At 66.2% G+C, this 21,427-nt stretch carries 23 protein-coding genes; 10 read left to right on the top strand and 13 right to left on the bottom strand.

Annotated elements, in window-relative coordinates:
• Positions 1 to 27: 27 nt before the first annotated feature.
• The 10 genes from ACYQ4T_RS19585 to nthA all read right to left on the bottom strand — a co-directional run bounded on the left by ACYQ4T_RS19585 (position 28) and on the right by nthA (position 7,871).
• Positions 28 to 864, bottom strand: coding sequence for a hypothetical protein (locus ACYQ4T_RS19585; protein WP_459857739.1), 837 nt, complete (start codon positions 862 to 864; stop codon positions 28 to 30).
• A gap of 160 nt (positions 865 to 1,024) precedes the next feature.
• Positions 1,025 to 2,503, bottom strand: coding sequence for a S8 family serine peptidase (locus ACYQ4T_RS19580; protein ID WP_459857736.1), 1,479 nt, complete (start codon positions 2,501 to 2,503; stop codon positions 1,025 to 1,027).
• A complete protein-coding gene (locus ACYQ4T_RS19575; protein ID WP_459857734.1) occupies positions 2,500 to 3,186 on the bottom strand; it encodes a hypothetical protein in 687 nt (228 codons plus the stop codon). The genes ACYQ4T_RS19580 and ACYQ4T_RS19575 overlap by 4 nt, the downstream gene beginning before the upstream one ends.
• Before the next feature lie 17 nt (positions 3,187 to 3,203).
• Entirely contained in the window at positions 3,204 to 3,788 is a 585-nt protein-coding gene (locus ACYQ4T_RS19570) for an RNA polymerase sigma factor (protein WP_459857732.1), read from the bottom strand.
• A 396-nt stretch (positions 3,789 to 4,184) separates the two neighbouring features.
• Positions 4,185 to 4,595, bottom strand: coding sequence for a hypothetical protein (locus ACYQ4T_RS19565; protein ID WP_459857730.1), 411 nt, complete (start codon positions 4,593 to 4,595; stop codon positions 4,185 to 4,187).
• A gap of 219 nt (positions 4,596 to 4,814) precedes the next feature.
• On the bottom strand, positions 4,815 to 5,447 hold the full coding sequence (locus tag ACYQ4T_RS19560; protein WP_459857727.1) for an SGNH/GDSL hydrolase family protein: 633 nt from the start codon (positions 5,445 to 5,447) through the stop codon (positions 4,815 to 4,817).
• A 71-nt stretch (positions 5,448 to 5,518) separates the two neighbouring features.
• Positions 5,519 to 6,148: a DUF6655 family protein gene (locus ACYQ4T_RS19555; RefSeq protein ID WP_459857725.1), complete on the bottom strand. Its 630-nt coding sequence runs from the start codon at positions 6,146 to 6,148 to the stop codon at positions 5,519 to 5,521.
• Positions 6,149 to 6,215: 67 nt separating this feature from the next.
• Positions 6,216 to 6,596 (bottom strand): nitrile hydratase accessory protein, encoded by a 381-nt coding sequence (locus tag ACYQ4T_RS19550; RefSeq protein ID WP_459857722.1) that lies wholly within the window; start codon positions 6,594 to 6,596, stop codon positions 6,216 to 6,218.
• Positions 6,583 to 7,242 (bottom strand): nitrile hydratase subunit beta, encoded by a 660-nt coding sequence (gene nthB / locus ACYQ4T_RS19545; protein ID WP_459857719.1) that lies wholly within the window; start codon positions 7,240 to 7,242, stop codon positions 6,583 to 6,585. Before nthB ends, ACYQ4T_RS19550 begins: the two co-directional genes overlap by 14 nt.
• Positions 7,239 to 7,871 (bottom strand): nitrile hydratase subunit alpha, encoded by a 633-nt coding sequence (nthA, locus tag ACYQ4T_RS19540; RefSeq protein WP_459857717.1) that lies wholly within the window; start codon positions 7,869 to 7,871, stop codon positions 7,239 to 7,241. The genes nthB and nthA overlap by 4 nt, the downstream gene beginning before the upstream one ends.
• A 166-nt stretch (positions 7,872 to 8,037) precedes the next feature.
• Here nthA and ACYQ4T_RS19535 point away from each other — a divergent pair, with 166 nt between their 5' ends.
• From ACYQ4T_RS19535 to ACYQ4T_RS19515, 5 genes are all read left to right on the top strand, one after another.
• A complete protein-coding gene (locus ACYQ4T_RS19535) occupies positions 8,038 to 8,193 on the top strand; it encodes a DUF3309 family protein (RefSeq protein ID WP_459857715.1) in 156 nt (51 codons plus the stop codon).
• Between the two features lie 48 nt (positions 8,194 to 8,241).
• The gene (locus ACYQ4T_RS19530; protein ID WP_459857713.1) at positions 8,242 to 9,030 is read left to right on the top strand and encodes a DUF4142 domain-containing protein; all 789 of its coding nucleotides are present in this window, start codon (positions 8,242 to 8,244) and stop codon (positions 9,028 to 9,030) included.
• 186 nt (positions 9,031 to 9,216) lie between these two features.
• The gene (locus ACYQ4T_RS19525) at positions 9,217 to 10,533 is read left to right on the top strand and encodes a YncE family protein (protein WP_459857710.1); all 1,317 of its coding nucleotides are present in this window, start codon (positions 9,217 to 9,219) and stop codon (positions 10,531 to 10,533) included.
• Between the two features lie 100 nt (positions 10,534 to 10,633).
• A complete protein-coding gene (locus tag ACYQ4T_RS19520; protein WP_459857708.1) occupies positions 10,634 to 11,512 on the top strand; it encodes a protein-L-isoaspartate O-methyltransferase family protein in 879 nt (292 codons plus the stop codon).
• 10 nt (positions 11,513 to 11,522) lie between these two features.
• Complete coding sequence (locus tag ACYQ4T_RS19515; protein ID WP_459857705.1) at positions 11,523 to 14,120, top strand: hypothetical protein; 2,598 nt, start codon at positions 11,523 to 11,525, stop codon at positions 14,118 to 14,120.
• A 43-nt stretch (positions 14,121 to 14,163) separates the two neighbouring features.
• Here the strand turns inward: ACYQ4T_RS19515 and ACYQ4T_RS19510 are convergent, their stop codons facing one another.
• A complete protein-coding gene (locus ACYQ4T_RS19510) occupies positions 14,164 to 15,315 on the bottom strand; it encodes a helix-turn-helix transcriptional regulator (RefSeq protein WP_459857703.1) in 1,152 nt (383 codons plus the stop codon).
• Between the two features lie 317 nt (positions 15,316 to 15,632).
• On the opposite strand from ACYQ4T_RS19510, the gene ACYQ4T_RS19505 reads away from it, so the two are divergent.
• The 3 genes from ACYQ4T_RS19505 to grrM are packed head-to-tail and all read left to right on the top strand — an operon-like array spanning position 15,633 to position 17,430.
• The gene (locus tag ACYQ4T_RS19505) at positions 15,633 to 15,848 is read left to right on the top strand and encodes a hypothetical protein (protein ID WP_459857701.1); all 216 of its coding nucleotides are present in this window, start codon (positions 15,633 to 15,635) and stop codon (positions 15,846 to 15,848) included.
• Between the two features lie 31 nt (positions 15,849 to 15,879).
• Complete coding sequence (locus tag ACYQ4T_RS19500) at positions 15,880 to 16,191, top strand: hypothetical protein (RefSeq protein WP_459857699.1); 312 nt, start codon at positions 15,880 to 15,882, stop codon at positions 16,189 to 16,191.
• Positions 16,192 to 16,233: 42 nt separating this feature from the next.
• Positions 16,234 to 17,430: a cyclophane-forming radical SAM/SPASM peptide maturase GrrM/OscB gene (gene grrM / locus ACYQ4T_RS19495; RefSeq protein WP_459857697.1), complete on the top strand. Its 1,197-nt coding sequence runs from the start codon at positions 16,234 to 16,236 to the stop codon at positions 17,428 to 17,430.
• On the opposite strand, the gene ACYQ4T_RS19490 is transcribed toward grrM, so the two are convergent.
• Complete coding sequence (locus ACYQ4T_RS19490) at positions 17,427 to 18,317, bottom strand: OmpA family protein (protein ID WP_459857694.1); 891 nt, start codon at positions 18,315 to 18,317, stop codon at positions 17,427 to 17,429. The genes grrM and ACYQ4T_RS19490 overlap by 4 nt on opposite strands.
• A 256-nt stretch (positions 18,318 to 18,573) precedes the next feature.
• Here ACYQ4T_RS19490 and ACYQ4T_RS19485 point away from each other — a divergent pair, with 256 nt between their 5' ends.
• A complete protein-coding gene (locus tag ACYQ4T_RS19485; protein ID WP_459857691.1) occupies positions 18,574 to 20,166 on the top strand; it encodes a gamma-glutamyltransferase in 1,593 nt (530 codons plus the stop codon).
• Positions 20,163 to 20,513 carry a DUF5329 family protein gene (locus ACYQ4T_RS19480; protein WP_459857689.1) on the top strand — a complete coding sequence of 117 codons (351 nt, stop codon included), beginning with the start codon at positions 20,163 to 20,165 and terminating at the stop codon, positions 20,511 to 20,513. The genes ACYQ4T_RS19485 and ACYQ4T_RS19480 overlap by 4 nt, the downstream gene beginning before the upstream one ends.
• Here the strand turns inward: ACYQ4T_RS19480 and ACYQ4T_RS19475 are convergent.
• Complete coding sequence (locus ACYQ4T_RS19475) at positions 20,510 to 21,391, bottom strand: DMT family transporter (RefSeq protein ID WP_459857686.1); 882 nt, start codon at positions 21,389 to 21,391, stop codon at positions 20,510 to 20,512. The two genes, ACYQ4T_RS19480 and ACYQ4T_RS19475, sit on opposite strands and share 4 nt — an antisense overlap.
• Between the last annotated feature and the right edge of the window lie 36 nt (positions 21,392 to 21,427).

The raw sequence follows: 21,427 nt of genomic DNA, 5'->3' as shown, positions 1-21,427 counted from the left end.
CCTTGCAGCTTAGAATTCCCGACGACTTTAGTTCGTCGCGGCCACCGGCGTCTCGTCGGTGGTGCCGTCGGTGCCACCGTCGGTCGAGCCATCGGCCTCCGTACCGGTGTCGGTGCCGTCGCCATCCGACTCATCGACGGTCTCACCCGACTTCGCGGCGTTGGCCGCGTCGGCGATGTCCTGGGCGGTCTCGCCATCGGGATTGTCGGCGAGATCGTTGAGGCCAGCATCGTCGGGATTCTGCTCGGCCAGGCGGTCGATGATCGCCTGCACCTGTCCCGCGGTGACCGGCTTGTTGGTCGCGTCGGCCAGGATGGCGCCCAGATCCCCGACCGACGGACCGGTGGCCGGATCGGTCCCGGTGTCGGTGCCGCCCTCGGAATCGTCCTGGTTGGCCGCCGCGTAGTCGGAAAGCGCATCGCGGAAGATCTGGCTGATCTTGCCGATCGCGGAGTTCGGCGAGGCGTTGGCGAGCGCGTTCGGCGCGGCGTGGAGGAAGCCGTTGAGCTTGCCCAGCTTGTCCGCCTTCAGCGAATCGTCATCGCTCGCGGCCGAGCCGCGCGCATCGTCGGACTTGCCGGCCCTGGCGCTGCTCCCCGACCCGTCATGGCCGTTGGCATTGCCGCCGCCGTTGCCGCCGCTGCTGCCCCCGCCATGGCCCTGGCCGCCGCCGTTACCGCCGCCATGACCGCCGCCATTGCCGCCACCCTTCCCGCCGCCATTGCCGCCCTTGTCGGCGAATGCCACATCCGCGAGGGGCAGGGCGGAGACGGCGGTCACACCGAGGCCGATGACCAGTGCGGTCAGCGCCACACGGCCGAAGCGCCACGGTTCGCGTGAAGAGAGCTGGCTGGGAAGGACCATTGTTCCGACTCCTGTTCCGTTCAAAGAAGACGTCTCACGCCCGAGTGACGGGCTTGGTTGACGCGTCCTAGCAGAGAACGATGTGAGTAGCCGGATATTCCATCGAATTGAGGTATTTAGCCGGAGGAATCGAGGGAACTTTTTCGCGAGAGCCTGCGCGTCAGTCGGCCGAGGCCGCGCTGATGCAGACTTGCGGCCCCTGCACCAGGCCGCGCCCGAAGATCGGATCGGGGCCGGGCGCGCCGAGGTCGACCGCGTCGGCGAACATCCGCCGCGGGTCGTTGCCATAGCTCGCCAGCGCCGCGGTTACATAGGGCACGGCAAAGGAGGTTCCGGTCACCAGCCGATCGCTGGCGCCGCCGCCACTCGGCTGGCCGGGAAGGAAGAGGTCGACGCCGGGTGCCGAGAGCGCCACGAAGCTGCCGCGGTTGGCGCCGTTGAAGACCTGCCCCGACTGATCGATCGCGGTCACGCCGATGACGCCGGCATAGGCCGCCGGGAAGCGCGGCACATCGGTCGTGCCGTCGTTGCCGACGGCGGCGACCAGTTCGGCGCCGCTCTGCTGGGCGCGCTTGACCGCGAGTTCCATCAGGCGGTCCGGCGGCCCGCTCAGGCTGACATTGATCGTGGCGACCTTGTTGGTCAGGAGCCAGTTCAGCGCCGACGCGAAGCTGGTTGCCGAAGCCACCGGCTGGCCGTCGCCGTCCACGCCGAAGATTCCGGCGGAATAGAGTGCAGCGCTCGGCAGCAGGCCGAATCCTCGCTGGCCGACCAGCAAGGTCGCGATGCCGGTGCCGTGCTGCACCGGCGCCGGATCGATGCCGCTTTCCAGGAAGCTGGCAGCCTGCTTATGCGCGCCGCTCAGGATCGGCACCGACCAGTCGACGTCGGTGTCGATCAGGCCGACTTTCGCGGCGACGCTGCAGTCGCGAAGCCCGGTGCTCCAGCGCACCGCCTTCTCGGCATAATCGGCGGAGGGCAGCGTGAGGCTGGCCTGCGGCTCGTAGAGATGGTTGAAGTCCACCACCGCATCGGGGAACTGCCCGGAGATCAGGTCCCGAGCCTGGGCGGCGGAGAGTCCCTCCGGTGTCTGCAATCGGGTGACATGGAGGCCAAGGGCTGACAGGGACTGACTGCCCAGGACCTGGAAGCCGATGGCCCTGGCGTAGGCGCTCAACCCGGGGCTCGCGTCGGTCACGACCACTTCGTTGCGAACGATACGGTCGCTCCTTCCATTGCGATCGCCCGGCAGCGAGCCGCTGGGGCCCGTTACGCCGCTGTCATCCGGGGTGGCGTCGATGCGACCCTTGGCCTTGCCATTGCCAAGTCCGACGGCATTGCCGTTCCCGTTGGCGCCGTTGCCGAGGCCGTTGGCATTGCCTTTGCCATTGCCATTCCCATTGTTGCCGCTGTTGCCGCTGTTGCCGTTGCCGCCGCTGTTGCCGTTACCGCCGCCGTTATTGCCACCATTGCCGTTGCCGCCACCATTGCCGCCGCCCTTGCCATTGCCGTTGCCGTTGCCCGGGTCGGCGAAGGCGAGGTGCTGCGGCGCGAAGGTGGCGGAAAGCAGCGCCGCCGCCGCGACGATCGCGACGGCGGTCATTAGGACCGAAAGCGAGGCGGGCCGGCGGTGCTTCATTTGGCCTGTTCGATCACGTCCCAGCCGCCGCCCGGCTTCTTGCAGGCGATGCCGCCGGCAGTGACCGCGCCGCCTGTCGCCTTGGCGAACTCGGCGCAGCGCAGACCGGTCTCGGTGTCGAACCAGCGCGCGACGCGAACCGTGTTTTCGGTGCCGGAGGCGCCGAAGCTCACGCTCGTCATCTCCGGATCCTTGGCGAGCGCGGTCATCAGCGCCGGCTGCCAGGACGGATCGGCGGCCGTGGCGATTTCCTGGATCCGCTCGGATCCGGCCAGGCGCAGGCCCTGGTCTCCGCTTTGCTGCGCCAGGATGAGCCCCAGCATGCCGAGGCCGACGCCGACCACCAGCGAAGCCGCGATCCGCCAGTCAACCATGGAAGCGGCGGCCGGCTTTTGCCGGACCGGCTGGCGGGCCGACTGCGCAACGCGACGCGCGAGTTCGAACGGCACCGGGCCGGAATCGAACTTGCCCCAAGCGTTGCGCGCCGCATCGGCGCCGGCCGACATCTCGGCGGCCAGCCTTGCGGCATGCGGATCGCGGGCGATCTCCTCGGCGACCGCGGCCGCCTCGCGCGCCGGCAGCACGCCGTCGCAATACTGCATGATTCGGATCATGCGTTCCTCCTCGGCGGCATCGATCTCGCCTTCATTCCGTTCCTCGCCCGCTCGGTCGTCCGACTGCATATCCGTCCTCTGATCCTTCAACTGCGGCGCTTGGCCGTCTCCGGCGCTTCCGCCGCCTCGCGCGCTTCGCCGCGCACCTGGCGCGCCACGGCGACGCGCGCGCGCGCCAGCCGGCTCATCACCGTCCCCAGCGGCACGCCGAGCACATCGGATGCCGCCTCGTAGGTCAGGCCCTCGACCGTCACCAGCAGCAGCACCTCGCGCTGGGCCTCGGGCAATCCGGCGATCGCCGTGCGCGCGGCAGCGAGCTCGTCGCGCACTTCGATCTCACGCCCGAGCGAATGGTCGGCGATTTCCGCCAAGGCATCGGGATCGCTCCGCACCAGCCGGTTCCATGCGGACTTGCCGCGATCCAGCCAGAGGTTTCGGATGATGCGGAACATCCAGCTGTCCAATCGGGTCCCCGGTTCCCACTGGTGGTACCGCTCCAAGGCCCGCAGACATGCTGTCTGCACGACGTCGTCGCCTTCCTGCACCGAACCGGTGAGGCCGGCTGCGAACCGGCGCAATCTGGGGAGCAATGCCACGATGTCGCGACCCATCCGAGACCGCTCGTCGTCGCGGTCGAAACCCGCTGCATTCGTCTCCGGCTTTTCGCTCATAGAACGACCAGTGTAGACCCTTATTCCCCGCCTCAGGCGCAGGCTGAGACTATTGTCTGTTTTCCTCAAGGAGGGGTAAAGGCCGCTCCCAGACTCGGCTAACAACCGGCTGTGAGCTTCTGTTCCCGGACGCTTGATCTCCCGGTTCATCTTGGGCCGGCTCGACGGCTGAGCCTGGGACTGATCCCCGCGCCGCTCCGGGCATTGTCCCAGGCGCGGGCCGCGAGGCGAGCGGTTGGGTGGCATTTAATGCAAATCATCTGAAAATCTTCGCTCGCCCAATTGCTTAGAGACTGCCGCCAGAACGATTCGACCGGTGCCGCTATTCCCGCGGAAAAAAGAAACGCCCAGCCGGAGACGTCCGGCCGGGCGTGGCAGCCGCGAGGCGCGAAGGCCTCAGTTGGTCGCGGGCGGCGGCGTTATCGGCGTGACAGTGCCGGACTGGTCGGCGCTGTCGTCGCCGGTATCGTGACCAGCCGGATCATCCGAGCCGGCCGCATCCGCGGTATCGCCGTCACTGCGGTCGTCTCCGGCGTCATGCGACGAACCCGACCCGCCGCGACTGTCCGCATCATGGCCATCGCCGTCGTGGCCGCTGGAGTCATGCCCGCCGCTGTCGTGACCGCCGTCATGATCACCGCCGTCGTGGCCGCCGCCGCCGTCATGGTCACTGCCCTCGGCCAAGGCCGGGCCGGCGACCGGGAAGGTCGCCAGCGCACCCGCCGCAACGGTCAAGCACAGGGCGGTGAGCGCAGCGCGACCGAGGCGGCCGAGCGGTGAGGCTTCCTTGGAATTGAGATAATTCATCCTGACAGTCTCCTTGTTGTTGTTGGGACGCGGCGCGCGTCCGAAGCGGTCGCGGCTCCCGGCTCCGCCGATAGGACAGGGCCATGCTGATTGTCCCCGGCCGACCTTAAGGCAACCTGAAGCGCGGGGCGGCGCATTGTCGCGGCGGGTGCGCAGGGCGGATCAATCCGCGACGCAATCGCCGCGGCTATTCAGGAGAGGTTTTTCAGCCTTGCGCGGCTAGAGCCGCTTGACCGCCGCCGCCATCGCCATGCCGAGCTTCTGATGCTCCGCCAGGTCGAAGTGGATGCCGTCGATCTCGCTGCTCGCGATCACCGATCCGGCATCGAGGAAATCGACGCCGAGCCTGGCGGCCACCGCTTTGTAATGCGCGGCGAAGGCCTGCGACTTCGCGGCGCCGCCGGCGAACATCTCGGCGAGACAGCCCACTTCCAGAATCGGCGGCGGCGCGATCAGCAGCACCTTGGCGCTCTGCCCGAAAGCGGCCAGCGCGCTGCGCACGGTGTCGACCAGGATGCCGGCGCCGGCGGCGATGTCGGCGGGGGGCATGCCGAAACGCGCCTTCAGGTCGTTGGTGCCGAGCGCGATCGTGACCACATCGATCGGCCGATGGCTTTCCAGGCAGGGCGTCAGATAGGTGAGGCCGTTCTTGTAGAGGCCTTCGATCGGATCATCGAGCACCGTGGTGCGCCCGGGCAGGCCTTCCTCCAGCACCCACCAATCGGCGCTGATGATCTGCCGCATGACGCTGACCCAACGCTGGCCATGGCCGAAACGGCGGTCGTCCTCGAGATGCTGCATCGGCGCCGTGCCGTAGGTGTTGGAATCGCCGTAGCAGAGAATCGTGCGCATGAGCCGCCCCCACTTGCTGATGTCGGCGGCATTATAGGCGATCGCCCTCCTAGGCTCTACGGGGCGGCGCGCTACGGCTGGAAGGTGATGCTGCGGGTCTTCCTGGCTTCCGGGGTCGCCGCCTTGTCGTGCACGTCGTCCTCGGTCCAGGAGACCACCAGCACGACCTGGCGCGTGATCTTCGCGCGGCCGAGCGGCGGGCTGGATTCGCCGAGGAAGCTTCCGTCCTTCGCGTCGTAGGCGACGGCCGCGAACTTCGCGATCCCTTGCTGTTCCTCGGACTTGTAGAGCGCGATTTCCGGCGTGCCGAGAGTCCCCGCCAGCGGGATCGGAATATCGACGCTGGGAATGCCGACTAGCGTCTCGCTCTTGTCGATCGACAGCGCACCGGAGCGGATCTCGATGATCGTGTCCGCATCCTTCCTCTCGGCGACGATCCGCGTGCCCTTCTTCAGCAGGCTGCTGCGGATCGCGGCAATCGCATACTTCCCGTCGAAGCCCTCGAAATTGGTGGCATCCAGGAACGCCCTTCGCGCCGGCCCGAGGTCGAGCGCGATTCTCTCGGCCGCGCGGTCCGCTGCGGCCGAGAGCAGCAGCTGCTCGGTCGCGGTGCGTTGCGGATCGGTCTCGCGGGTGGTGGTGCAGCCGGACAACAGCGCGGCCAGCAGGGCTGTCAGACAGACGGTCAAGAACCGATGCATCGGGCCTCGCGGGAAATTGAAAGGACGGCGCGGTGCCTCGATAACGGATCTGGTCCGAAATCGGTTGCTAATGCGGGTTGCGCTGATCCGGATCGTTGGCGAGCTCGATCGGCTGGCCGTGCGGCGTGGCGCGCGCCGCCCGGTCCCATTGATCGCGCCGCGTTGCAAGCTCGCTGCGGCTGGCCAATGCCTTCGCGGCGACCAGCTTTTCCAGCGCCGCGAGCCAGTGCCGGTAATAGGTGTCTCCGGTATCGGGATCTCCGGCAGCCTGGGCCGCTTTGATCTCGACGGCGAGCGCCGCCGCCCACTCGCTCCAGGTGAAGGTGCCGCGCTCGTGCAAGGCGACCGCCATGGCGAAGGCCTGTGCCTCCCAGGGTTCGCGGAACACCGGCCCTTCCGCGTCGCGCGGCAGCGCCGGCAAAGCCGCGAGCAGGTCAGGCCGGTTCAAGATAGGGTTCCCAGAGATCGAGCGCGACCGTGAGGCCCGGGTCGGAATCGGTGCCCCAGAGCTCCGTGCCTGCGAAGACGACGGAGTAGATCCATTGCGGGTTCTCGCCCTTGCCGTGGGCGTTGGTATCGGGAAAGACGAAGCTGCCCTGGCGAGTCTCGATCACCCCCAGCTTGTCCCGCGCATAACGCGGCAGCCGGGTATGCGTGGTCGGGTGAATGTTGACCGTCCGTACCCGGTCACCGACCTTGAAGCGCGGCGCGCGATCGAGCGGCCGGTCGCATGGCCCGCCACTCTTCAGCCGTGCCGGAACATCGGTCACCTGCAAGGGCGGTCGCGTAACCTTGGGCGCAACGAGGCTGCGCCCGGCCGCGAGTTCTTCGGGACTGACCAGGCCGCGCGCGGCGAGGAGCTTGATGAGCGCCTTGATCCAGATCTCGTAATAGCTGGAGGAAAGATAATCGGCCGGGTGCAGGGTCTCGCGCGCATGGCGGCTGCTGTCGATGTTCCACTCGCCGAGCGCGCCGCAGCAGAGCGTGACGCCCAGCGCGCGCTTTTCCCATTCGGCATGGAAGACCGGCTCGTTCCGCTCCGGCACCACCGGGCCGAAGCCCATCATGCCCCCGAGATCCTGGGCGCCGTTCATGCCGCCGCCCCCGGCGTGAGCGCGAGCCCGGTGCCGATCATCGAATCCCGCGTGACCAGATCGGCGAGCCGGTCTTCGCTCCAGCCTTCGGTCCCGGCCGGGCGCAGCGGCAGCACGAGATATCTGAGCTCCGCCGTGGAATCCCAGACCCGGATCTCGGTCTCCTGGGGCAAGGCGACGCCGAAATCGGCGAGCACGCCGCGGGGATCGATCACCGCCTTGGCGCGATAGGGTGCGGCCTTGTACCAGACCGGCGGCAGGCCCAGCACCGACCAGGGATAGCAGGAGCACAAGGTGCAGACGACGAGGTTGTGTCGCTTAGGGGTGTTCTCGACGATCCGCATATGCTCGCCCTGCCGCCCCTTGAAGCCGAGCTCGGCGATCGCGTCGGTGGCGTTCTCGCGCAGCCGCGCGAGAAAGGCGGGATCGCTCCAGGCCCTGGCGACGACGCGGGCGCCGTTGCGCGGACCGACCTTGGTCTCGTAGGTCTCGACGATGACGTCGATCGCCGCGGGATCGATATAGCCCTTCTCGACCAGGATCGATTCCAGCGCCTTCACCCGGAGCGCGATCTCCGGCAGAGCGGAGCCGTCATCATGCGCGTGGTCGTGATGATCATGGTCGTTCATGTGTGAATCCTTGGAACCGGCCCGCAGTCTAAAGCACAGCGCCGGGCTGAGACAATGGCGGGACCCGACTCATTCCCCAGCGTTCAGCGAGGGAACCCCGCCCTTGATCCTAGGTTGGTCCAACAGTCCGGTTCGCAGACCGGAAATTTGAGCCGGTGGAGGCATTATGCTCGGTACAATTCTGCTCATCGTCTTGATCCTGTTGCTCGTCGGCGCGATCCCCGCCTGGCCCTACAGCCGCGGCTGGGGCTATTACCCGAGCGGCGGCCTGGGGCTCGTCCTCATCGTGATCGTGATCCTCCTGGCCACGGGACATATCTGACGCCCAACGCGCGCCGAGCTCGCTCGGCCCTTTAGCAAGAGGTTTGACATGACCAGGACAAAGCGCCCTGCGCTCCTGGCCACGGCGGCGCTTGCCTTTGCCGCCGTGACGGTTGCCGGTTGCGGCAGCCCGAGCCAGTACCCGAACAGCAAGGACAACAACGGGCAGCCGAAGTCGTCCTATTACCGCGCCAAAACCGACACCGCGCCGACGGTCGCTTCGACCTTGGCGCCGTCCGGCACCACCACCGTGGTGGCGCCGGCCCAGCCGACCACCACGGTCCTGGTCCCGGCGCGACCGGCGACGAGCACGGTACTGGTGCCCGCGACCACGGTCAGCCCGACGGTGACCACGGTGGGCTCCACCGTGCTGGTGCCGACGCCGGTGCCGGCGAGCACGACTGTCGTCGCCAACGACGTGGACTTCATGGCACGGGCTTCCCAGTTCAACGCAACCGAGATCGCGCTGTCGCGCGTCGCCTATCAGCGGGCGCAGTCGGCGGCGGTGCGGGAATTCGCAATGCAGACCATCAACGACCACCGCCGCATGGCCGACGACCTCGACAGCGTCGCGCTGCGCCGCAATTTGTCGCTGGCCTGGACGCCGAGCCCGGCCGGCAGCCGAGCGGTCGACGATCTCTCGCGGATGAGCGGCTATGATGTGGACCGCTACTATCTCGCACAGATGATCGCCGATCATGACGCCGCCGCCGCGCTCTATGCCAGCCAGGGCAACCTGGCGACCGACGTGACGCTGCGCTCGACGGCGGGCGGCGACGCGGTCGATCTGCGCAACCGCCGCGACCAGGCGATCCGGCTGCAAGCCGAAATCGACTAGAGCCAAGTGCGGCCTGAGATGGCGGGGCAAGCCCGTCCATGACGTAAAATGCGCGTCATGCGTGGGCTCGACCCGCGCATCTCAGGCCGACACGCTCTCCGTTTCAATCTGTTACCCTAATCTCGTTGTCCCGCGACTCCCGTGCGTGTTACCTGCGGCACAGGTAGTTCGTGTCGTGGGCGCATTTTGAAACGGCGTTTTAACCCCCGCTGGCTGGCCGGCCTCGGCCTCGCCTCGGTCCTGGCTTCCTGCCAATGGCTGTCCAGCTTCGGTCATGCCGCGGACAGCAGCGATGCCGTCGCACCCAACCATCCGTCCCGCGCAGTCAGCACGGTCGCCGGCATGCCGCCGGTGATCGACCCGGAGAATCTCTACAGCGAGATCGGCGCCAAGCGATTCAGTCCCGCGGTCGCCGGCGCGCTCTACCGCATCTATGTGCCAGACCGGATCGCCGGCGACGTGACGGTGATCGATCCCATCCTGATGAAGGTGATCGGCCGGTTCCGGACCGGGGTCAACCCGCAGCATGTCGTCCCGTCCTGGGACCTGAAGACACTCTGGGTGGTGAACAATGCCGAGAAGCGGATGAATGGCAGCGTCACCCCGATCGACCCGAAGACCGCCAGGCCCGGGCGCAGCATCGCGGTGGATGATCCCTACAACATGTATTTCACGCCGGACGGCCAGTCGGCGATCGTGGTGGCCGAGGAGAGCCAAAGGCTCGACTTCCGCGACCCGCACACGATGGCGCTGCAATGGTCGCTCCCCACCCCGGGCTGTGCCGGGATCAACCATGCCGATTTCTCGATCGACGGCCGCTACGCGCTCTTCACCTGCGAGTATGGCGGCGGCATCGCCAAGATCGACCTCCAGAAGCGGGTGGTGGCCGGCTACCTGACGCTGTCGAAGGATGATGGCGTGAAGGAGAGCCAGGCCGGCGGCGGCATCATCCCCGCGGCCTTCACCGAAGCCGCGTCTGCAGCTGCGGCGACCGGCTTCCCGCTCTGCACCGCAAGCGCGATGCCGCAAGACATCCGCATCGCGCCGGATGGCCGCCTCTTCTATGTCGCCGACATGCTGGCCGACGGTGTCTATCTGGTCGACGGCGACAGCTTCGTCCAGGTCGGCTTCATCCCGACCGGGCGCGGCGCGCATGGCCTCTATCCCTCGCGGGACGGCACCCGGCTCTATGTCGCCAACCGCGGCTCGCACCGGGTCGAGGGCAAGAAGCATGGGCCGGGCAGCGTCTCGGTGATCGACTTCGCGACCCGCTCCGTGATCGCAACCTGGCATATCCCCGGCGGCGGCAGCCCGGACATGGGCAATGTCTCTCCGGATGGCCGCTATCTGTGGCTGTCCGGCCGGTTCGACAACGTGGTCTATCGCTTCGACACGACCGACGGCAGCGTGAAGTCGATCGCGGTCGGCCGGGAGCCGCATGGCCTCGCGGTGTGGCCCCAGCCCGGCCGCTATTCCCTCGGCCATACCGGGAATATGCGGTGAACCGGTTGGGCGACTTGTGTTACAGAAGGACGGTGGACAATGCGGCTGCCGAGGCCGCATTTTCCGTGTCGGGAAGTCTTCGTTGCTCGGGGGGAGCCAGTTGAATCGTCGTCATTTTCTCGCCAGCTCGGCGGGCCTGATCGCCGCAGCGGTCGCTCAGCGCGCCCTGGCCAATGTGCCGGTCCCCTACAGCTGGGACGCCATGCCGCCGGCGGACAACGCCAAGAGCTACATCGACTGGATGACGGCCAACCGCGGCGAGGATCCCGCCTATCTGGCCGAGCATTGGAAGCGCTATCGCGTGCTGATCGACAACAAGGATCTGAAGGACGACCGCAACAAGCGCGCCTTCCTGATGACGCCGCGCGAGAAATTCGTGCGCCCGAACAACCTGAAGCGCGCCTATGCCAACGCCTTCCTCGACATCGGCTACGGCGTCACCATCTCCGGCCCGCATCTGGTCGGCCGCATGACCACCTCGATCGACGTGCAGAAGGGCGAGAAGGTGCTGGAGGTCGGCACCGGCTCCGGCTACCAGTCCGCCTATCTCGCGAACCTGACCGACAAGGTCTGGACCATCGAGATCATCAAGCCGCTGGCCGAGCGCACGCGGGCCACCTATGACGAACTGATCGCCGCGGGTTACAGCGAATACAAGTCGATCACCACCAAGAACGCCGACGGCTATTACGGCTGGGAAGAGGCGGCGCCGTTCGACAAGATCATCGTCACCTGCGGCATCGACCACGTGCCGCCGCCGCTCCTCCAGCAATTGAAGGACGGCGGCATCATGGTGATCCCGGTCGGCCCGCCGGGCGCGCAGCATGTGCTGAAGGTGATCAAGCAGAAGGCCGCCGACGGCACCATCACGGTGGCGCGCAGCGACATCTACAACGGCCGGATCGTGCCCTTCGTGCCCTTCACCGCCCTTGCCGGCGACAAGATCAAGGGCACCCATAACGGCGACGCGCCGCAGTGAGCCCGGAAGAGTGAACCCCGAAGACAAGGTCCCGCTGCCGGCCTATCTCGCGATCGGCCTGGTGGCGGGGTCGGTCATTGCGCTGCAGATCTGCATCATGCGGATCTTCGCGGTCGGCAACTGGGTGCATTTCGGCTCGCTGGTGGTGAGCCTCGCCCTGCTCGGCTTCGGCCTCACCAGCGCCGTGATGTGCGCCGGCAAGGACTGGTTCCAGCGCCACTGGCGCCAAGTCGCGGCACTCTCGCTGCTCGCCTTCGGGCCGCTGATGGTGGCGGCCAATCTCATCGCCCAGCAGATCCCGTTCAACGCCATCTTCCTGATCTCCGATCCCGACCAGAAGTGGCTGCTGCTGGCGAACTTCCTGCTCTACTTCACGCCCTTCCTGGCGGGCGCCTTGTTCATCGGCACGGTCCTGCTCAGGAGCCGCAAGGCCTTCGCCCGGGTGTACTTCGCCGACCTTGCCGGCTCGGGGCTCTGCGGGCTCGCGGTGCTCGGCGCCATGTATTGGCTGCCGCCGGAAAACCTGATCGCGGCGCCGCTGGCGCTCTGGGCGATCGGCGCCCTGCTCTGGTTCGTCGGGCAGCGTGACCGTCGCTCGGCGATCCTCTTGGGTGTCGCCGCACTGCTCGCTTTCGGCATGCATTTCCTGCTGCCGGACTGGCTCGGCGTCCAGAAGCTCGCGACCTCGGATTACAAGGGCGTCGCCTATGCCCGGAAGTTCCCGGACATGGCGCGGGTCTATCACTCGATCTCGCCGTTCGGCGACCTGGAGCTTTATTCCAGCTCCTATCTGCATTTCGCACCCGGCCTCTCCGACAACGCCGCCTTCAACCTGCCGGAGATGCCGGCCAACGCCTATTGGGGCCTGTATATCGACGGCGACGGGCCGATCGGCGTCATGCGCAAGCTGCCGGAAGCGCAGACCGCCTATTTCCGCTTCCTGCCGATGCATTACCCCTATGTGCTCAAGGCGGACGCCGATACTTTCGTCGCGCAATTCGCCGGCGGCATCTCGACCGTCGTCGCGCTCCGGAGCGGCGCCAGGTCGGTCACCGTCGCCGAAGCCAATCCGGCGATCCGCGACGCCTTCGATCAGCCGCAACTGCGCGACTTCACCGGCGATCTCCTGCGCGATCCCAAGGTGAAGGTGGTCGGCTATGACGGCCGGCTCTACCTCGCTGGAACCAGGCAACGCTACGACGTCATCGACCTGAGCCTCGCCGATTCCGCCGGCCTCTCCAATCCCGGCGGCTTCGCCATCGTCGAGAAATACGGCTATACCGAGGAGGCGATGCGCACCTATATGCGCGCGCTGAAGGATGGCGGCATCCTCTCGGTCACGCTCTGGAACAAGGAGGACCCGCCGAAATCGGTGCTGCGGCTCTACGCCACCATGGTCGAGGCGGCGCGCAAGGCGGAGACCACCAATCTCGAGAACGCCTTCTACGCGGTCTCAACCTATCTTTCGACCACCACCGTGCTCTACAAGCGCGGCGGCTTCACGCCCGACGAAATCGCCAAGCTGCGCGCGACCACCCACGGCCTCTCCTTCGACGAGCTCTACTATCCCGGCATGGAGTTCGACGGCAGCGGCAGCGATGCGCTGCTCGGCGAGTATCACGAGACGATCTTCGGGCAAGGGACGGCGAAAGCCGATCCGACCGCGCCGGCGGACGGCGACGATGCGACCGATCCCACGCTCGACAATCTCGGCGACGACAGCGCGCCGCAGGTCCTGCCGGCGATCGCCATGGGTCGGCTGGCCTGGCACAGCCTGATCTTCGGCGGCTGGGACGAGGTCGCGCAGCGCTATGTCTTCGACATCCACCCGCTGACCAACGACCGGCCCTATTTCGCCGCCTATGAGAAGGCCGGCGACCTGCCGAAGATCACCGACCGGCTTGAGTTGTTCCAGGACGACTGGGGCTACCTGCTGCTCTGGGCGACGCTCGGCGTCGCGGCGGCGGTCTCGCTGCTGCTGATCGCGCTCCCGGTCCTGCTCGGCTGGCGCTCGATCTTCAGCCACAATCCCGGCAAGCTCGGCACCATCATCTACTTCGCCTGCCTCGGCCTCGGCTATATCATGGTCGAGGTCGGCCTCATTGCGAAATTCATCGAGGCGCTGGGCAACGCCACCGTCTCGGCCGCGGTGCTGATCACCGGCATGCTGATCTTCTCCGGCCTCGGCAGCTTCGCCTCCGAGCGCTTCCTCGAGCGCAGCCGGCACACGATGCCTGTGGTCTTCGTCGCGATCGGCATCCTGCTGATCGGCTATGGCACGACGATCGATCCGGTCCTGGACTGGATCGGCACCCTGCCCTATGCGGCGCGGCTGCTGCTCTCGATCCTGCTGCTGGCGCCGCCCACCTTCCTGATGGGCTTCCCGATGCCGACCGCGATGACCACGCTGGGAAGGCTGGGCAAGGACCACATGTTCCTCTGGGCCTGGGGCATCAACGGCTGCTTCTCGGTGATCGGCGCGGCCCTCGTGCCGATCGTCGCCACCACCTTCGGCCTGAGCTGGGTGCTGGCAATCAGCGGCGCCGCCTACCTGCTGGCGCTGCCCGCCTTCTTCGCGGTGCTGCGGCCGAAAGTAAGGCCATTGTAGATCGGATCGCGCCGACATGCGCCGAAGCCAGCCTGGCGGCGCCTCATCGCTTCACTCTCGCGGCCGGTTCCGGAGCTTCTTCCGCGAGTTGGCAGACGGAAAGCATGAGGTCGCTTTGCCGACCGAACCCTGTCTTGCCGAGAGCGCTGGCCAACTGCGTTCGCACCGTGTTGTAGGTCAGGCCCAGCTCCTCCGCCGCCAGTCGGAGCGACTGGCCCTCGGAGAGCTTCGCAACCAGGCGGGACTCCGCCGGTGTCAGGCCGAAGACAAGCGCGATCTTCGCCGGATCGGCGCGGCGCTTGCTCCAGACGTCGCGAACCGCAATCACGGCGCAGCGGTCGCCGGATGCAACACGGGCCGGCACAACCGGTGAGACGACTGCCGCCAGGTGCCTGCCGCTCGCCCTGCTCAGGAGCAGCCAACCCTTCGCCGGCATTGCGGCCAGCTCTTTCGAGCAGGCGGCGGCGACTCCCTTCGCCAGCTGCAGATTATCCGCAGCAGCGACCGCCTCGAGCCTGCCGTCCCGCCGAACCCGAAGTGCGGGCTCCGCCGCCGCCAGAAGGGCGAGGGCACGGCGGTTGGCATAGACAAGCCGGGCATCCCGATCGACCAGGAACAATGCCTCGGTGCAGGCATCGATCACGGCTTCGAGGGCGCGCGCTCTTGATGTCTCACGATCGAACAGCTGGCGAAGATGCAAGGCGCGCTGGATATGCGGCAGGAGCAGATCATACCCTTTCTGCTCTTGCCGACTGAGAGGATCCGAATTTCGCCCACGGTGCGTGGCGCAGAAGGCCAGGCGCTTTCCGTCAAGAAGCTCGAAGCGGCCGCCCATGCCCCAGTAGATATCGTATCCGACCGCCGGCTTGACCCAGTCGTGGAAGACCTCGCTGTTCTCGTAGTTCTTCTGCTCGACGATTTCCTGATAAAGATGAATCTTGCCGGAGGCCGCAGCCAACAGCCCGTCGCGCCAGATATCCAGCTTGTAGAAATGCCGCTCGTAGGCCTCGATCCCCAGCGACTCCAGCCCGTGCGCCGAGAGGACACTGACCGCGCCGCTGTCTTTATCCAGGGTCTGCAGAAAGAAAGTCGAGCTGCCTGAAAGCCGCGCAACCTCCAGCGCTGCGTCCTTCCAGAGATCTGGATCGAAGACGGTCTCGTAGATTGCCCGGACTGCACTTTCCATGTCTGCCATGGGCGCAATTCCCGCTCCCCGATAGCCAGATTACCATGGTGGAGAACGGCCGGCATACTGCGTTTGTAGTATTCCCGGCGCGAGCCGACGCCTGACCCTCGCGGCCCCGATCCCGTAGCACGCACAACCATGTATGGTGGCGTTGCCGAACGGAGGGCAACCTCTGGTGCATTGATGCGACATGACCGAGCCCGGCTGTTGCGCGGAACTGGACCAATCCCTCTCGGCATTTCGCGTCTCATCCATCTGCATGATGCGAGATCCGGCGGGCAGGGCGATGATTGACGCAGCCAAAGCAGACGCGGGAGGATTTCTACATGCGTAAGACTATGAGCGTTGCCATCTTCATCGCTTCTTTCGCAATGACCGCAGTCGCGGTGCAGGCGGATGGCGTGGGCCCGACTCCCGGCGGAGATGCCGCCACCACAGACTCGCAGCCTGAGGTCAATACCTCGAAAGACAAGAAGGCCGACTCGAATACAAATTGCTGCGTCTACTCGGCGCAGACCAACACCATGACCTGCGGCTGCTGAAAAAGCCGAAACCTAGAGAGGAGGAGTCATCTTGGCCCAGGAAACCAGGAAGGCAGGCATTGCGGTTGCCCTTTGCGCGAGCGTTGGCGCCTTAAGCGCCGTCGCTCCGGCCTCCGCCGGCATGACGGCCGATGATCAGGGCGGTCGCGGCCCGCTGTCATTCGAGGAGCGGATCCTGCTGTTGAAGGATCGGTATCAGCTCCTCAGCGACCGCGCCCGTGCCGCAGGCCTCAATGGGCGGACGGTTGTCGTCCAAGACAGCGATATCAGCGGTACCGATTGGGACAAGGCATCTTGGACGGACTGGACCAACGGGTCGAAGGGATGGGGCTCCGCACAATAGCAGCGGCGCTTTAAGATGCGACCTGGCTCTCGGCATCTTTGCATGCTGGTCGTCCAGCCGACCGCGTTCTGCAACATCGACTGCAGCTACTGCTATCTCCCCGACCGCACCGATAAGCGCCGAATGAGCGTAGCGCTGTTCGCTCGCGTCCTCGATAACGTATGCGCGTCGGGCGTCTTCCCCGACGGGTTCACGATCAACTGGCATGCCGGAGAGCCGCTGACGGTGCCGCTCACTTTCTATGAGGAAGCCGCTGAGCTGATCGGTCAAGCGGCGCGGAAGCATGGAATAGAGATCCTCCAGTCGCTGCAAACAAATGCAACACGCATTGACGACGCCTGGTGCCGGTTGTTCGCGCGGGCAGGAATCTATGTCGGGGTCAGCATCGACGGCCCGCAGGAGCTCCATGACGCCAACCGGAGGACCCGATCAGGAGCCGGAACTTTTGCCGCCGTCATGTCCGGCGTGCGAATGCTCCAGGCCCATTCCATCAGGTTTTCCGCGATCTGTGTCCTGACCCGGGCCCATCTGGCGGCACCGGAGGCGATCTACCGTTTCTTTGTGGCGAATGGCTTCACCTCCGTCACTTTCAACATCGATGAAATAGAGGGCGGCCACACCAGCAGCTCCATGACGGGGGAGGCCGTCGCCGAAGAGTTCAAGGGCTTCCTGGATCGGTTCCTGTCGCTCAATGATCGGGATGCAGGTGCGCTTCACCTTCCCAATCTGTCTATCAATGTTCTATCCGACCATGCGGAGATGGCGAACCATCAAGTCGAGCCTTGGCGACTTATCACCGTCGGCCTTGACGGCGATACCACAACCTTTTCTCCCGAGCTGCTTGGGCAGCGCTCGTCCGAATACGGCGATTTCGTGCTGGGCAACCTCGGCCGGGAGACCATCGGCGAGATGGCGTCGCGGGAGCCCTTCTTAAGGCTTCGAGATGATATCCGAGACGGTGTCGAGCTTTGCCGCCGACAGTGCGAGTACTTCAGGTTCTGCGGCGGAGGATCGCCGGTGAACAAATTCTTCGAGAACGGAACCTTCCGATCCACCCAGACTCTTCATTGCCAGCTGATGCGAAAGGCTGTCTGCGAAGTCAATCTGGCGCGTGCGTCTCGCGCCCTAGAAAGCGCGGCGGGCCGGCTCCCTAAGCCGCTTGGGGCGGGCGATTCGGCGATCGCCCCGCAATCCCGGAAGGACGCTCCGCCGGCATGGCGGAGCGTCCCTAACCTTTAGAAGCGGAAGGTGGTGCCGACGGTGGTGTTGATGACGCCGTCGCCCAGATCGCGGTTGAAGGGAATGTCGTAGGCGACTTTCCAGTCGATCATGCCGAATTGCAGGCCGGCTTCCGGCCCAGCGATGAAGTCATCGTGGAAGCCATCACCATAGAGATAGCCGACGTTGCCGCCGACATAGAACATGTCGCCGAGATAGAAATCCGGGCCGACCACGGTGCGGCCGCCGGGGCCGTCGTCATCGGTCTCGAAGTGATAGAAACCCGCCTGCTCGACGCCGACGCTCATCCAATCGGTCGCGTGGTAATCGAGGCTGAGGTTGATGCCGCCGAGCTGACTGTGCGTGGCCTGCTGGTCATGGAAGTTGTAGCCGTAGAATAGCCCCGGCGAGAAGTTCCAGAGCTTCTCTTCAGGTTCCGGCGGCGGTGGGGGTGGAGTCTGGGCGACGGGCGCTGGCGCGGGTGCCGGTTCGGGCGCGGGCGGCGGCGGCGGGGCGGCGACCTGGATGTCGACCCGCCGGTTCTGCGCCTCGCGGACATTGTCCCCGGTCGGCACCGCCGGCTGGCTCTCACCGACGGCGATTCCGTTGATGGCGCTCGCCGGCACCCCCAGCCGGACCAGTTCATTCGTCACGGCCGCCTCGCGCCGCTCCGAAAGCGCCTGGTTGTAGTCGGCATTGCCGGCCGTGTCGGTGTGACCTTGGACCGAGATGTTCGCGGAGCCCGTGCGCTTGAATTCCTCCGCAGCGGACGAGATCGTGGCCCGGGCCGCCGCATCCAACGTCGACTGGTCGAAGGGGAACAGGACGACAAAGTTGCCTTGCTGAGCCATCGCATGGCCACTCCAAACCAGGCAGAGTGCCGCCGAGAAAAGCAGAGCGCGTTTCATGGGGTATGTCTCCAACGCAGTTGAAAACAGCCTCGACAGCTGCGGTCCCCTTGAAAACTGTCACCCCCTCGAGCTGTGGCCGGGCAACGCAATGGGCTTCGAACCATCCGCATCGAGGCTCGATTAACCGCGATAAACTCCGACATCCCGCATAGGTTTCTTGGCGGCGCGTTTGTCGGAGAAACCCGCGGCTTTGGGCTTGGCCGATCGCCTGGAAAAGGCCAGATTCCGGCTGAAGGGCAACACGGGTGAATCAATGTCAATGCAGGCAGACTTCGTTCCGACCAGCGTCATCTACCGCAAGCCTGCGATCGAGAGTGGGGGTGGCGTGGTGGCGTCGCAGTCCCGAGACGCCGCCGCAGCCGGCGCGCGGATTCTCGCCGCCGGCGGCCACGCGGTCGATGCCGCGGTGGCGACCAGCCTGGCCTTGGGCGCGGTCGAGCCCTGGATGAGCGGGCTGGGCGGCGGCGGCTTCGCCACGATCTGGGACGCGCAACGCAAGGAGATCCGCTGCATCGACTTCGGCATGGTGGCGCCGGCGGCGCTGGACCCCGCCGATTACCCGCTGACCGGCAAGGCCACCACCGAAGGCTTTTTCGGCTGGCCGGGCGTGGTCGATGACCGGAACATCATGGGTCCACACTCCATCGCGATCCCCGGCCTGCTCGCCGGCTTGAGTCTCGCGCACAAGACCTTCGGTCGGTTGCCCTGGAGCGACCTCGCACAGCCGGCAATCGCCTTGGCCGATCGCGGCCTGGCCCTCGACTGGTACGGGGCGCTCTCGATCCTGGTGGAATCGAAACGGCTCGCGATGTTCGACGAGACCCGCAAGACCTACCTTTCCGAGAATCGCGTCCCCGTGCCGTTCGAGGCGGGCGCGGTGAGCTTCCTGAAACTCGGTCGGTTGCGGGAGACCCTGCGCCAGCTGGCGAGCGACGGGCCGGACGCGTTCTATGCCGGCGAAATCGGCCGCGCGCTGATCCGGGATCTGGGTGCGATGGGCTGCCGACTCTCGCTCACCGACCTGACGCAGTATCAGGCGCGGTTCATCGACCCCGTGGAGATCGCCTATCGCGACGCGCGGATTTTCGCGCCGTCGGGACTGACCGCGGGACCGACGCTCGCCCGCGTGCTCGACGGCTGGTCGAAGAGCCTGCCGCCCGCGGCAGGCGCGCCGAAGCCGGCGCATTACCGCGGCTATGCCGCCGGCCTGGACCAGGCCTATCGCGACCGCCTGGCCAACATGGGCGAGCAAAGCCAGGAGCCGCGCGAGACCTGCACCAGCCATTTCAACGTGGTCGACAGGCAAGGCAACGTCGTCGCCTGGACGCAGACCCTGCTGTCGCGCTTCGGTTCCTTCGTGATGTCGCCGTCGACCGGCATCCTCATGAACAACGGCGTCATGTGGTTCGACCCGGTGCCGGGCAAGCCCAACTCGATCCGCGGCGGCGCCAAGCCGCTCTCCAACATGTGCCCGACGGTGGCGCTTTCGGAGCGTCTCGGCGCGGTCGGCGTCGGCGCCTCCGGCGGGCGCAAGATCATGCCGGCGGTGGCGCAGATCCTGTCCTTCCTGGTGGATTTCGGCATGGACCTCGACGGCGCCTTCCACACGCCGCGGATCGATGTCTCCGGTCCGGGGGTTGCCCTGGTGGATCGCCGCCTGGGCCAGGATACTTTGGACGAAATCGCGCAAGCCATGACCGCCAGCTTCACCGATCTCGCGCCCTATCCGGCGCAATTCGCCAACCCGAGCGCGGTGCAGGCGGCGCCGGATCGCCGCTTTCGCGGCGCGACCGATCTCGCCTCGGCCTGGTCCGGCGCCGTCTCCGAGACGGAGCTGCCGGGATGAGGGTGATCGCCGGCGTCCTGATGCTGCTGGTCGTCGCCATGCCGACGGCGCGCGCCGACCCGCTGGCGGATGAGATCGGCCATCTGATCGATTTCGTCCGCCACTCGTCCTGTACCTTCATCCGGAACGGAACGGAATATGGCGGCGCCGAGGCCGCCGATCATATCCAGGCGAAATACGATTACTTCAAGAACGAGATCGCCTCGGTCGAGGACTTCATCGCGCGCGCCGCCAGCAAGAGCCTGATGAGCGGCAAACCCTACCAGGTCCGCTGCGAAGGCAAGACGGTCCCGGCCGCGGACTGGATGCGTGCCGAGGATGCAAGCTACCGAGCGCGGCAGAATTAGGGCGTCGGCGGATGATGGCGCCGCACGTATTCGCGCCAGACGGTGAAGAGGCCGGCGCCGACCACGATCACCGAACCGGCGACGATATTCCAGGTCAACGACTCGCCGTAGAGCAGCACGCCGAAGAACGCCGCATAGACCAGGCCGAGATAGGTGATCGGCTGCGCGGCCGAAGCGTCGAGCAGCTCATAGGCGCGAATCACCAGGTAATGGCCGGTCATGCCGGTGATGCACAACACGCCCATCCAGAGCTTGTCCCAGCCTTCGAGGCTGGTCCAGAAGAACGGCCCGACCAGGGTCGCCGTGACCGCGCCGGCGACGCCGATATAGAAGAAGCTGGTCGCCGGGGTGTCGGTACGGCTGACCAGCCGGGTCGCGATCAGATAGGCCGCATACATGAAGCAGCAGAGCACCGGCAGCAGCAACCAGGGATCGAGGAAGCCGCCGGCATCGGGCTTCAGGATCAGCAGCACGCCGACGAGGCCGGCGATGACCGCCGACCAGCGGCGCCAGCCCACATGCTCGCCGAGGAAGGGGATCGACAGCACCGTGACCACCAGCGGCGTGGCCGCCAGGACCGCGGTCGAATGCACCAGCCCCGCTTTCCAGAAGGCGGTGATGACGATCATGATTTCCGTGGCCAGCAGAACGCCGCGCATGATCTGCAGCACCGGTCGCCTGGTGCTGGCCGCCGCCCGGAGGCCGCCCGGCTTGCGCGAGGCCAGCAGGATGCAGAAGGCGCCGAACGCCCAATACCGGATCATGGTGATGAAGATCGGATGATAGTGGTCGCCGAGATGCTTCGAGATCGCATCCTGGAAGGAGAAGATCGTGGTCGCGGCGAGGGCGAAGAGATAGCCGTGGGCTTTGGATGTCATCCCGGCTTTTTATCCGCGCGACCGGAATGTGACCAC

The sequence above is a fragment of the Dongia sp. agr-C8 genome (genome assembly GCF_054658695.1).
The sequence above is the reverse complement of the archived record's forward strand: the minus strand, read 5'-3'. Positions and strand labels throughout refer to the sequence as shown.